Source organism: Staphylococcus saprophyticus subsp. saprophyticus ATCC 15305 = NCTC 7292 (assembly GCF_000010125.1).
Lineage (GTDB): Bacteria > Bacillota > Bacilli > Staphylococcales > Staphylococcaceae > Staphylococcus > Staphylococcus saprophyticus.
This window is the reverse complement of record NC_007350.1, coordinates 1,395,570-1,408,817: the sequence shown is the minus strand read 5'-3', so window position 1 is coordinate 1,408,817 and position 13,248 is coordinate 1,395,570. Positions and strand designations below refer to the sequence as shown.

12 protein-coding genes and 1 riboswitch are annotated in these 13,248 nt (G+C 34.1%); of the genes, 7 read left to right on the top strand and 5 right to left on the bottom strand.

All coding sequences use genetic code 11. The features are described 5' to 3' along the window. Positions 1–6: 6 nt before the first annotated feature. From pstB to cvfB, 5 genes are all read right to left on the bottom strand, one after another. Complete coding sequence (gene pstB / locus SSP_RS06935) at positions 7–882, bottom strand: phosphate ABC transporter ATP-binding protein PstB (protein WP_011303141.1); 876 nt, start codon at positions 880–882, stop codon at positions 7–9. 108 nt (positions 883–990) lie between these two features. Then, positions 991–1,908, bottom strand: a complete 918-nt coding sequence (gene pstA, locus SSP_RS06930) for a phosphate ABC transporter permease PstA (RefSeq protein WP_011303140.1) — start codon at positions 1,906–1,908, stop codon at positions 991–993. A 1-nt stretch (position 1,909) separates the two neighbouring features. Next, positions 1,910–2,839 (bottom strand): phosphate ABC transporter permease subunit PstC, encoded by a 930-nt coding sequence (gene pstC, locus SSP_RS06925; protein WP_011303139.1) that lies wholly within the window; start codon positions 2,837–2,839, stop codon positions 1,910–1,912. Positions 2,840–2,966: 127 nt separating this feature from the next. Next, entirely contained in the window at positions 2,967–3,926 is a 960-nt protein-coding gene (locus SSP_RS06920) for a PstS family phosphate ABC transporter substrate-binding protein (protein ID WP_002483330.1), read from the bottom strand. A gap of 417 nt (positions 3,927–4,343) precedes the next feature. Continuing rightward, positions 4,344–5,243, bottom strand: a complete 900-nt coding sequence (cvfB, locus tag SSP_RS06915; protein WP_011303138.1) for an RNA-binding virulence regulatory protein CvfB — start codon at positions 5,241–5,243, stop codon at positions 4,344–4,346. Positions 5,244–5,387: 144 nt separating this feature from the next. Between cvfB and SSP_RS06910 the strand changes: the two genes are divergently transcribed. From SSP_RS06910 to dapD, 7 genes are all read left to right on the top strand, one after another. After that, a complete protein-coding gene (locus tag SSP_RS06910) occupies positions 5,388–6,992 on the top strand; it encodes an ABC-F family ATP-binding cassette domain-containing protein (RefSeq protein WP_002483328.1) in 1,605 nt (534 codons plus the stop codon). A gap of 216 nt (positions 6,993–7,208) precedes the next feature. After that, positions 7,209–8,039 (top strand): aldo/keto reductase, encoded by an 831-nt coding sequence (locus SSP_RS06905; protein WP_011303137.1) that lies wholly within the window; start codon positions 7,209–7,211, stop codon positions 8,037–8,039. 179 nt (positions 8,040–8,218) lie between these two features. After that, positions 8,219–8,397, top strand: a riboswitch (Lysine riboswitch). An 82-nt stretch (positions 8,398–8,479) separates the two neighbouring features. Next, entirely contained in the window at positions 8,480–9,688 is a 1,209-nt protein-coding gene (locus SSP_RS06900) for an aspartate kinase (protein ID WP_011303136.1), read from the top strand. Between the two features lie 50 nt (positions 9,689–9,738). After that, positions 9,739–10,728: an aspartate-semialdehyde dehydrogenase gene (locus SSP_RS06895; protein WP_011303135.1), complete on the top strand. Its 990-nt coding sequence runs from the start codon at positions 9,739–9,741 to the stop codon at positions 10,726–10,728. Between the two features lies 1 nt (position 10,729). After that, entirely contained in the window at positions 10,730–11,617 is an 888-nt protein-coding gene (gene dapA, locus SSP_RS06890; protein ID WP_011303134.1) for a 4-hydroxy-tetrahydrodipicolinate synthase, read from the top strand. Then, entirely contained in the window at positions 11,614–12,336 is a 723-nt protein-coding gene (dapB, locus tag SSP_RS06885) for a 4-hydroxy-tetrahydrodipicolinate reductase (protein WP_011303133.1), read from the top strand. The genes dapA and dapB overlap by 4 nt, the downstream gene beginning before the upstream one ends. A 22-nt stretch (positions 12,337–12,358) precedes the next feature. Then, entirely contained in the window at positions 12,359–13,078 is a 720-nt protein-coding gene (gene dapD, locus SSP_RS06880) for a 2,3,4,5-tetrahydropyridine-2,6-dicarboxylate N-acetyltransferase (RefSeq protein ID WP_011303132.1), read from the top strand. The last annotated feature ends 170 nt before the right edge of the window (positions 13,079–13,248 follow it).

Genomic DNA, 13,248 nt, shown 5'->3' with positions numbered 1-13,248 from the left:
GATTAATCAACCGAAACGACCTGAGATATAATCTTCAGTTTGTTTATCAGAAGGATTAGAGAAGATTTTATCTGTATCATCGTATTCGTTTACATAGCCGTTAAGGAAGAATGCTGTTTTATCTGATACACGTGCTGCTTGTTGCATGTTATGTGTAACGATAATAATTGAATATTTTTCTTTTAATTCTTGTACTAATTCTTCAACTTTTAATGTTGAAATTGGATCTAATGCAGATGTTGGCTCATCCATTAAAATAACATCTGGTTCAATTGCTAATGTACGTGCAATACATACACGTTGTTGTTGACCACCTGATAAGCTATAGGCATTTGTATCTAAGCGGTCTTTTAACTCATCCCAAATTGCAGCGCCACGTAAAGATTTTTCAACAATTTCATCTAAAACTTTTTTGTTTTTAATGCCATGGATTTTTGGACCATACGTAATATTATCGTAAATTGATTTAGGGAATGGATTTGGTTGTTGGAATACCATACCTACATTTGTTCTTAATTTTTCTACTGAATGTTTGTCGTCAAAAATATTTTTATCACGATATAAAATTTTACCTGCAGTTTTAACAGATGGTACAAGTTCTACCATACGATTTAAAGCCTTGATATATGTTGATTTACCACAACCTGATGGTCCTATAATAGCAGTGACATTATTTTCTAGAATGTCTAGGTTAATATTTTTAAGTGCGTGATTCTCGCCATACCATAAGTCTAAATTTTTTGTAGAATAGACAATTTTCTTTTCACTATCTGGAATTTTGTTCTCTTTATGATTCGATTCAATTGTTGCAATAGGTTTATCATTGCGATCTGTATGTGCTTGTAAGTCATCATTTTTATCAATTATTTGTTTATTAGCCATAATTAAAACTCCTTTTTTATATAAGGCTAGCCAGACTATAGATTTAATATCCATAGTATATTCCCAGTAGACTAGCCTTGGTTAAATACACTTTATATTTGAGTACGATTAGAATTTTTTACTGTATTTGTTTCTTAAGAAAATAGCAATTGCGTTCATCAATAATAAGATGACGAGCAATACGATAATGCCTGCTGAAGCGACGTTTTGGAATTCTGCTTGTGGTAATTTCGCCCAGTTGTATATAGCCATTGGTAAAGCTTGGAACTGATCAAAGATACTTGATGGTAATTGTAATAATACTGTCGGGATACCAATTAGAATCAAAGGTGCCGTTTCACCTAACGCACGTGATAGTGCCAAGATAAATCCAGTTAAAATACCAGGGATTGCAGCTGGTAAGACTACACGGCGTATTGTTTGCCATTTATTACCGCCTAATCCATATGATGCTTCTCTTACTGAATTAGGTACTGCTCTGATTGCTTCCTGACTCGCAACAATAATTACTGGTAAGATAAGCAGTGACATCGTGAGTGCGGCAGCTAATATGGAATTACCTAGTGCTAATGATTCGATACCCATACCTCTTACAAAAATTGTTAAGCCTAGTAAACCGAATACGACTGATGGTACACCAGCTAAATTCGAGATACTTACTTTTATGAAACTTGTGAATGCATTATCTTTTGCATATTCTTCCAAATAAATTGCTGTACCTACGCCTAAAATAATAGAAATAGGAATAATTGTAATCATCAACCATACAGTACCAATCAAGGCGCCTTTGATGCCGGCCATTGATGGTGTTGAAGATGAGAAGCTCGTAAAGAATGAAGGAGTTAAATGTCCAACACCTTTAATTAAAGTATCAATAATTAATGCCGCTAAGACGAGTAAGCCGATCATTGTACATGCAAAGAATGCCCACTTATTAAGTTTATTTATCGACAATCTCCCAGAGAGTTTCTTTTCAACGGTGTTTTGATCGACAAGTGCTTTACTATTGTTGTTAACTTCAGCCATTTTAATACTCCTCTCTGAAACGTTTCGTAATCCAATGTGAAATTAAGTTCATAATTAATGTGAATAAGAATAATGTAAAACCTACTGCATAAATACTGTAATAAATATCTGAACCGAATGTCGCATCACCTGTTGCTACTTGCACGATATAACCAGTCATTGTTTGAATAGATCCTGTTAAATCTAATGATGCAGACGGTGTACTACCTGCAGCTAATGATACAATCATCGTTTCACCGATTGCACGAGAAATTGCTAATACAATTGAAGCCATGATACCTGATGTTGCAGCAGGTAAAACAACCTTAGTTGCAACTTCAAATTTAGTAGCGCCTAAGCCTAAAGCACCCTCGCGCATTTTATTTGGTACAGATGACATAGCATCCTCACTCATACTTGAAATTAAAGGTATAATCATGACACCTACTACAATTCCGGGACTGATAGAGTTGAAACTACCTAGTTCTGGAAAGACAGAACGTAGTATAGGCGTTACGAATGTAAGTGCAAAGAAACCAAATACAATTGTTGGAATACCTGATAAGATTTCTAGTATAGGTTTGATAATGCTTCTTGCTCTACTTGAAGCATATTCACTTAAGTAAAGTGCAGCACCTAAACCAATTGGTACAGCTACAATAGTCGCGATAACTGTAATTTTCAATGTACCTAGAATCAATGCCCAAATACCATATTTAGGTGTTGATGAAAATGGATTCCAGTCCATTGTTAGGAAAAAGTCTGCAAATGAAACTCGTGTAAAGAATGTAATTGTTTCAGTTAAAAGTGTCACGATAATTCCGATAGTTGCTAAAATAGAAAAAACTGCAATGATTCCTAAAATGATCGGTGCAATTTTATCGCTTGTACCATTCTTTTTAGCGTTGTTTTTTTCAATCATTTCACTTACGGAGAGATTATTATTCGCCATGTGAATTCCTTCCTTCTTGTAAACTCCCAATTATTTAAAAAAGTTGGGTCTGGAAAAATGACAAAGTAGCGTACGAATCTAACTTTGCCCCATTCCAGAATCCCAACCCTAAACGATCTTACTATAATTATTTACTGTCTTTGTCGTCGTCTTTTTTACTATCTTTACCAATGATGTCATCTAATTTAGATTGTTGTTCTGTGTAGTCTTTCTTAGGTAATGCAACAAATCCTGCATCTTCAGCTGATTTACCTTTGTCTTCAAGAACAAATTTCATGAAGTCTTGGAATCCTTTGTTATCTTTTAATTTTTTCTCGTTAGTGTAGATATACAATGGTCTACTCAATGCATATGAACCATCTTGGATAGTTTTCTTAGTTGGTTCAGTTGTTTTACCTGAATCATCTTTAACTTTAACTTCTTTTAATTTATCTTTATTTTGTTCATAGAAGTTATAACCGAAGTAACCAATACCTTGTTCATTTTTTTGAACAGATTGTACAATTACATTTGTATCAGCATTTTTCTCTGCTTTGATATCCCCTTTGTCCATAACTTCTTCAGTGAAGAAATCGTAAGTACCATGTGATTGGTCAGGTGAGTAAGCTTTGATCTCTTTAGATGGCCATTTTGGATTTACATCTTTCCAAGTTTTAGCTTTACCTGAGTAAATTTCTTTAAGTTGTTCTTTAGTAAGTTCGTCAACGAAATCATTATCTTTATTGACTGTGATTGTTACACCGTCTTGAGCAATTTTGAATTCATCGTATTTAATACCTTTGTCATCCAATTTTTTCTTTTCTTCATCTTTTATTGGTCTAGATGCATTTGAAAAATCAGTGCTACCTGAGATGAATTTTTCAAATCCCCCACCTGTACCTGAAGTACCTGATGATACTGTTACATCTTTATTATCTTTAGCAAATTTTTCGTTAAGTTTTTCAATGATTGGACCTACTGTTGATGAGCCATCGCCTTTAACTTCTCCTTCGCCTTTACCTGAATCAGCGTTACCTCCGCCGCCACAAGCACCTAATAAAAGTGAAGCACCGATTGCTGTAGTACCAAATAATTGCCATTTTTTCATTGAAACATCCTCCTAATAAGTGAATAACCCAAAAGTTATATGTATTTCTTACATTCTCTATACTACACACCTTTTATTAAATACAAATATAGATAATGTAAATGTTTTGTTAAGGAATTATTGTTGTTGTTTACAATATTTATATTTGTAATGTGAGGTGATCACTTTGGTTCAAAAATCGCTTTAAATCAACGTTCTACTCCTCTTTTAATATTACAGAAGTTTTGAATTTGTAATATTAAAATACAAAAAAACCTAAAAATAACTACAAAAAAGTAGTATTTTTAGGTTTTAATATTGATTACTGTATGATGTTTTACTGAATCAATGAATAGCAATTGTAATAAAGTGCTTAAATAATGAAGTGTGATTTAAATATCATTAATTCAATCGTTCACTGCTTTATAATAGAAGAAACTATTTTTCGATTCTTCCCCAACCTTTTTGGGTTAAGGCAATTTTACCACTTTCAATCGTGATAATTTTATTTTTATAAAGATGGCCTATTGCTCTCTTGAATGAGCCTTTACTCATATTAAATATTTCTTTGATTGCTTCTGGACTAGATTTGTCTGAAAAAGGTAACTCCCCATCATATTCAACTAATAAGTCAAATATATGTTGGCCATCATCATCTAATCGCTCATGTGCTAAGGGTAAGAATGAGCCATTTAGTTCCCCTTTTTCATTATGACCAATGATACGAACGCTAACATTTTCACCTAATCGAGGTTCTTCTTTACGTTCTGTTTCATGAACGAATATTTTATAACCATATTTAGATAGTAAGAAACTGCCAATTCTTAGTAAACGATAAGGTCTTGCTTCTATCACTTGGTTTTGCTTCTCGTCATCGAACACAGGTGTATACATTTGTTCAACGATTGTTTCTGTCGCTAATCGAGCAAACATGTTGTTATCTCTGTCGATACGTAAAGTAACAAATAGTTCATCACCTTGTACTGGCCAAACATCTTTAACTTTCGGAAGATCTTCCCAAGGAATCAGTACTTCTCGTGGTAACCCAACATCTACGTGTGCACCATCTCTATCAGTTTTTAAAACTTTTACAAAATCATATTTATTCGTAGTAATGTCAGGCATATTTTGAGTAGCGAATAATGCACCTGATCTATTAGGATATACAAAAAAGCTATATTCTTCACCTATTTGTAGTTCATCTTCATCATTAATTTCAGATTGGTTTAATTTAACTTCTTCACCATTGGGTCCTTTTAATTTGTAAGTGGAACCTTCTAAACCTACAACTTCAAGGAATTCTATTGAACCTACAATATCTTTTTCATCTTGGGCCATACTTTTCTCCTTCGTTCATAAAATTTATTCTTCTATATTATAACATGCTATAGGAAAACAAGCATTAGTCTAGCGCGAAAGGTCGAAAGTGCAAGATAAGTGTGTTATAATTTGTGCGGTAGATTAACGAAAAGGAGTAAATGCATGTTACAAGTTACTGATGTAAGTTTACGATTTGGCGATCGTAAGCTATTTGAAGATGTAAATATTAAATTTACAGATGGCAATTGCTATGGTTTGATAGGTGCAAATGGTGCAGGTAAATCAACGTTCTTGAAAATTTTATCTGGAGAATTAGATGCACAAACTGGTCATGTTTCAATGGGGAAAAATGAACGTTTAGCAGTATTAAAACAAGATCATTTTGCATTTGAAGATGAACGTGTTATAGATGTTGTTATTAAAGGTCACGAACGTTTGTATGCTGTTATGAAAGAAAAAGATGAGATCTATATGAAACCTGATTTCAGCGATGAAGATGGTATTAGAGCAGCAGAATTAGAAGGCGAATTTGCAGAAATGGATGGATGGAATGCAGAAGCAGATGCTGGTTCCCTACTATCTGGTCTTGGTATAAAAGCAGATTTACAAGATAAAACAATGTCAGAATTAGAAAATAATCAAAAAGTTAAAGTCTTATTGGCTCAAAGTCTTTTTGGTAAACCAGACGTATTGCTACTAGATGAGCCTACCAATGGTTTAGATATCCCTGCAATTAGTTGGTTAGAAGATTTCTTAATTAATTTTGAAAATACAGTTATTGTAGTTTCTCATGACAGACACTTTTTAAATAACGTATGTACTCACATTGCCGATTTAGATTATGGGAAAATTAAAGTTTACGTTGGTAACTATGATTTTTGGTATCAATCTAGTGAATTAGCAATGAAAATGGCACAAGATCAAAATAAGAAAAAAGAAGAAAAAATCAAAGAATTACAAGATTTCGTTGCGCGTTTCTCTGCAAATGCTTCAAAATCAAAACAAGCAACAAGTCGTAAGAAACAACTTGAAAAAATCGAACTCGATGATATTCAACCTTCATCGCGTCGTTACCCATTTGTTAAATTCACTCCAGAACGTGAAATTGGGAATGACTTATTGTTTGTAGAAAACCTTTCAAAAACAATTGATGGTGTTAAAGTTCTAGACAATATTTCATTTACAATGGATCCTAATGATAAAGCTGTATTAATTGGAGATAGTGAATTTGCTAAATCAACATTATTGAAAATCTTAGCTGGTGAGATGGAACCAGATGAAGGTTCAGTAAGATGGGGTGTCACAACTTCACGTAGTTACTTCCCTAAAGATAACTCTGACTACTTTGAAGGTGTAGACATGAATCTAGTAGATTGGTTACGTCAGTATGCACCGGAAGACGAACAAACTGAAACATTCTTACGTGGCTTCTTAGGACGTATGCTATTTAGTGGTGAAGAAGTTAAGAAAAAAGCAAGTGTGCTTTCAGGTGGAGAAAAAGTACGTTGTATGCTAAGTAAAATGATGCTATCAAGTGCAAACGTGCTATTGTTAGACGAACCGACAAACCATTTAGATTTAGAAAGTATTACTGCGGTAAATGATGGATTAAAGAACTTCAAAGGTTCAATCATCTTTACGTCATATGATTTTGAATTTATTAACACAATCGCGAACCGTGTTATTGATTTAAATCCTGCTGGTGCAGTTTCAAAAGAGATTTCTTATGAAGCCTATTTAGAAGAAACTGGTGTATTAGCTAAATAATTGTAATCATATTTAAGCGTCTAAGACATAAATGTTTTAGACGCTTTTTTCATATCATCACCTAATTATTGTAGTTATGACATCACATTTTTGAAAATAGACTTGTGTCACGTTTTTTCATTCCCCTACTTTAAAAAGAGGTATAGGCCGATTGCTTTAAAAAGCATTTTCACAATTATATAATCATAATTAATTAACTGTAGGAGGAATGTTTAAATGAAAAATTTAAATATGATTGACGGTCAAGTATTACCTCAAATTGGATTTGGTACATATAAGCTTAATGGTGCGCATGGTGCACACGCAATAACGAATGCATTAAATCAAGGATATCGCTTGTTAGATACAGCATATAATTATGAAAACGAAGGTACTGTGGGCAAAGCGATTGACAATAGTCATGTGACAAGAGATCAAGTTATCATTACTTCAAAATTACCAGGTCGTTATCAAGATTATGATGCAGCTATGGTTGCAATCCAAGAATCAATCTACCGTCTAGGTGTTGAGTATTTAGATTTATACTTAATCCACTGGCCTAATCCTAAACAAGGCAAGTATGTAGAAGCATGGCAAGCAATGATAGATGCACAAAAAGCTGGCTTGATAAAATCTATTGGTGTTTGTAATTTCTTACCAGAACATATTGAAACTTTAGAAAAAGAAACAGGCGTGTTGCCTGTAGTAAATCAAATTGAACTGCACCCCTATTTTAATCAGCAGGACATGATTGAATATCATAATCAAAAAGGCATCATTACACAAGCCTGGAGTCCTTTAGGTCGTGCATCTGAGGTGATTAAGGATAAAGATGTTGCTGTTATAGCAGAAAAATATAATAAAACAATCCCTCAAATCATTTTAAAATGGCATGTACAAAATGGTGTTGTCCCTATTCCTAAATCAACATCGATTGCGCGACAAATTCAAAATAAAGATATATTTGATTTTACTTTAGAACAACAAGATATTGATAAAATTAATAGTCTGACACAGCAAGATGGCCGACTAAAAGGTCAAGATCCGGCATCGTACGAGGAATTTTAAAAGAATCATCATTTTGTGTTTTAAAAAAGCAATACCTCGAAAAGATATCATTTTACACTCTTGAGGTAAAAAACACTCCTTAAATGTCATATTTTTCAGTAAATTTAAAAAATTAAAGAAAAGCGGTTTACAGTACATGTAAGCCTATGTATAATGTAAAACATAAACAAAATTTAATAAGGTTTTGATGAGGCGCATCAATCATTAGTAAAGATTAGAAGAATCTGACTGCTAGCAGCTAATTTTGAAAGGGTGAGATGCCGAAACGGTTATAATAGCAGCTTATAACATGTTGGACTTTATGGTTAAGAGCTAAGAGTCTGTCATTATTTTAAGATAATGGAGTGCATCACTTGTATATATAATATAGAACAGGTTCGCATTTCGGACTTGTTCTTTTTTTATATAACTGTGATTCTCCCCTATTCAACGAGGAGGATATGAATTTGGAAAGAAGTGTTTTGAAATTTGGTGGTTCTTCAGTTAGTGATTTTACTAAAATTAAAAATATAGCTGAGATGTTAAGTTTGAGAATTGCACAAGGAGAACAACTTATTGTCGTAGTAAGTGCTATGGGTAAAACGACCGATGAGTTAATGGCAAATGTATCTACATTAACCACTAGTCCAAAGGATCAAGAATTAGCGCTATTACTCACAACTGGTGAACAACAAACCGTTTCATACTTATCGATGGTTTTGAATGACATTGGCGTTCGAGCTAAAGCTATGACAGGTTATCAAGCTGGTATCAAAACGGTTGGGCACCATTTGAAAAGTCGTATAGCTGAAATTAATCCTGAAACATTTGAACAAGCATTTGAAGAAAATGACGTGCTTGTTGTGGCTGGTTTCCAAGGTATTAATGATGATTTAGAAGTAACGACTTTAGGACGTGGAGGTTCTGATACGACTGCTGTTGCATTAGCTGCGAGTAATCATACGCCTTGTGAAATTTATACAGATGTGGATGGTGTTTATGCTACAGATCCTCGCCTATATAAAGATGCGAAGCGACTCGATTATGTATCGTATGAAGAAATGATGGAAATGAGTGCTTTAGGTGCAGGCGTATTAGAAACAAGAAGTGTTGAATTAGCAAATAATTATAACATTCCCCTATATTTAGGTAGAACTTTATCAAATGTGAAAGGAACATGGATTATGCCACAAACAGAAATTTTAGAAAAGAAAGCCGTCACAGGCGTTGCATTAGATACACATATGATGCATGTTACAATTAGTTACCCCTTACCAGATAATAAATTACTCACAAAATTATTCAGTCAATTAGAAGATGGTTCTGTAAATGTAGATATGATATCTCAAATTGTTAATTTAGAAGGCTTACAAATGTCTTTTACAATTAAAGATACGGATGTTGCACAAATTTCATCTATACTGGAAACTTTAAAAGAAGACTTTAGTGCCTTGGACTTCAGAATTAATGAAGAATACGTTAAAATTTCTTTAATAGGTTCAGGTATGAGAGATATGTCTGGTGTAGCTTCAAAAGCATTTATTACTTTAATTGAAAATGATATCTCATTTTATCAAACGACAACATCGGAAATTAGTATTTCATGTGTCATCGATGCTGAAAACGGTGAACGTGCTGTACAGACTTTATATCAAGCTTTTGATATCTGAATTTTCAAAACTTTTTAAAATCAACTAATAAAAAATGGAGTGTTTTGTATATGACTAGATTAGCTATTGCAGGTGCAACAGGATTAGTAGGAAGAAAAATGTTAGAAACAGTAGATAGAAAAGGCATTGTCTTTGATGAATTAGTATTATTCTCTTCAGCGCGATCAGCGGGAGAACAAATTGAATTTCAAGGTAAAACATACACAGTACGTGAATTGACTGATGAAGCAGCTAGTGAACCTTTTGATTATGTATTAATGAGTGCGGGTGGTAGTACAAGTGAACATTATTCTCCTATTTTCGAACAAGCAGGAGCTATCGTGATTGACAACTCTAGTCAATGGAGAATGACTGAAGGTATTGATTTAATAGTACCAGAAGTGAATGAACCTAAATTAGATAGAAAAATCATTGCCAATCCAAACTGTTCTACGATTCAATCTGTCGTGCCACTTAAACCATTACAAGAAGCATTTGGATTAAAACGTGTTGCATATACAACTTATCAAGCAGTATCTGGTTCAGGAGTGAAAGGTAAACAAGATTTAGCTGAAGGAGCAAATGGTAAAGCGCCAGAGGCATACCCTCACTCTATTTATAATAATGTGTTACCACATATAGATACTTTTCTCGAAGATGGGTATACAAAAGAAGAACAAAAAATGATTGATGAAACACGTAAAATTTTACAAGATGATCATTTAAAAGTAACAGCTACTTGCGTCCGTGTACCTGTACAAGACAGTCATAGTGTACACATGAGTGTAACATTAGAAAAAGAAGCAACAGTTTCAGCCATTCAAGAGTTATTTGAAAAAGATGATCGTGTTGTACTTGTAGATAATCCTCAAAACAATGAATATCCATTAGCAATTCATTCAACTGGTAGAGATGAAATCTTTGTTGGACGCATTCGTCGTGACGATAGCTTAGACAATACTTTCCATGTATGGTGTACTTCTGACAACTTATTAAAAGGTGCAGCATTAAATGCAGTACAAATACTTGAACAAGTTATGAGCTTGAAAGGAGTAAAATAATATGGGACATATATTTGAAGGTGTAGGTGTTGCACTAGCAACGCCATTTACACACAATGAAGTTGACTTTGATGCATTGAGAAGACATGTGAAATATTTACTAGATAATAATGCAAAATCAATCGTAGTCAATGGAACTACAGCTGAGAATCCAACATTAACTGATGAAGAGAAGGATCAAATTTTAGAAGTCGTTGTCAATGTTGTGGATGGTCGTGTGCCTGTCATTGCAGGTACTGGTACGAATAATACTCAAAAGTCTATTCAAGCTTCTGTGCGTGCAAGAGAAATTGGTGCTGATGCGATTATGCTTATTACACCATACTATAACAAGACAAATCAAAGAGGTTTAATTGCCCACTTTACAACAATTGCAGATGCAGTGAAATTGCCGGTTGTATTATATAATGTACCGTCACGTACTAATATGACAATCGATGCAGAAACAGTGGAAACTTTAAGTGAAAATGAGTATATCGTTGCATTAAAAGATGCGACAAATGATTTTGATTACTTAGAAGACTTAAAACAACGCCTTAATTTAGATGAGTTTGCTTTATATAGTGGCAACGACGATAATATTGTTGATTATTTCAATCAAGGTGGTCACGGTGTTATCTCGGTGGTTGCCAATGTTATTCCAAATGCTTTCCAATCTTTATATGATGCAAAACAAAATGACGAAAACATACAGTCTCAATTCCAGCCTATTCAAACGTTATTAGATGCGTTAGCAGTAGATGTTAACCCTATTCCTGTAAAAGCATTAACAGCAGTTGAAGGATTTGGTAACTATGAAGTACGCTTACCACTTGTTACACTTGAAGACAGTGATCGCCAAAAATTAGAACAAGCTTACGAACAATTTAAAGTAGGTGGAAATTCATGAAGATTTTATTAATTGGATATGGTGCTATGAATCAACGCGTAGCAAGGTTAGCAGAAGAGAAAAATCACGAAATCGTTGGGGTTATTGTGAGAAACAGTGAAAAGCACTATCCCTACCCTACTTTTGAACATATTTCAGAGGCTACAGAAGCGGATGTTGCTATTGACTTTTCAAATCCTGAACTACTCTTACCATTATTAGAAGAAGACTTTAATTTACCAGTTGTCATTGCTACAACGGGTGAGAAAGAACAAATCATAGATAAATTAAAAGCGTTGAGTACAGATATGCCAGTGTTTTTCAGTGCGAATATGAGTTATGGTGTACATGCACTTACAAAAATCTTAGAAGCAGCTGTACCGCTCTTGCAAGATTTTGATATTGAACTTACAGAAGCACATCATAATAAAAAAGTTGATGCACCGAGTGGTACATTAGTGAAATTATATGATGTTATTGAGTCTTTACGTGAGACTACAACGCCTGTATATGATAGACATGAAACGACTGAAAAACGTACCCAAGATGAAATAGGTATTCATTCTATTCGTGGCGGCACGATTGTTGGAGAACATGATGTGCTTTTTGCAGGTACGGATGAAACAATTGAAATTACACACCGCGCACAATCTAAAGATATATTTGCCAACGGTGCGATTAGCGCAGCAGAAAAACTAGTTCAAAATAAAAATGGTTATTATACATTTGATAACTTATAAACCCTAAGGAGCGAATTTAATTATGGTACAACATTTAACGGCAGAAGAAATTATTCAATATATAAGTGATGCAAAAAAATCTACACCATTAAAAGTCTACATCAATGGTGATTTTGAAAACATTACTTTCCCAAGTGATTTTAAAGTATTTGGTTCATCTGATTCCAAAGTTATTTTTTGTGAAGCAGATGATTGGAAACCATTTTATGAGTCTAATCAATCAGTTATTGATGAAATTGAAGTTGAAATGGATCGAAGCAACTCAGCTATTCCATTGAAAGATTTAACAAATACGAATGCACGTATTGAACCTGGTGCATTTATTCGTGAACAAGCCATTATTGAAGATGGTGCTGTAATCATGATGGGCGCAACAATTAATATCGGTGCTGTTGTTGGAGAAGGCACAATGGTTGATATGAATGCTACATTAGGCGGACGTGCTACAACAGGTAAAAATGTACATGTCGGTGCTGGTTCAGTTTTAGCTGGTGTTATCGAACCACCAAGTGCTTCACCTGTTGTTATTGAAGATGACGTACTTATTGGTGCTAATGCAGTCATTCTTGAAGGTGTGTGTGTCGGTGCCGGTGCCATTGTCGCTGCTGGTGCCATTGTTACTCAAGATGTACCCGCAGGCGCAGTTGTAGCTGGTACGCCAGCAAAAGTGATTAAACAAACAACTGAAGTCGAAGATTCAAAACGTGAAATCGTTTCGGCACTAAGAAAATTAAACGACTAGAGTACTAAGTATATAAACTTATACAAGTTATATATTACCGTATGTATTTTACACAAAATGATACGGAATTATTTTGTTGAATATAGGAGGTTTAGACGAGACAATATCTATTTTACTATGATGTCTCCCCTTATCTATTGCTAAGTGTTAAACTACGCTTTGTTTCGATA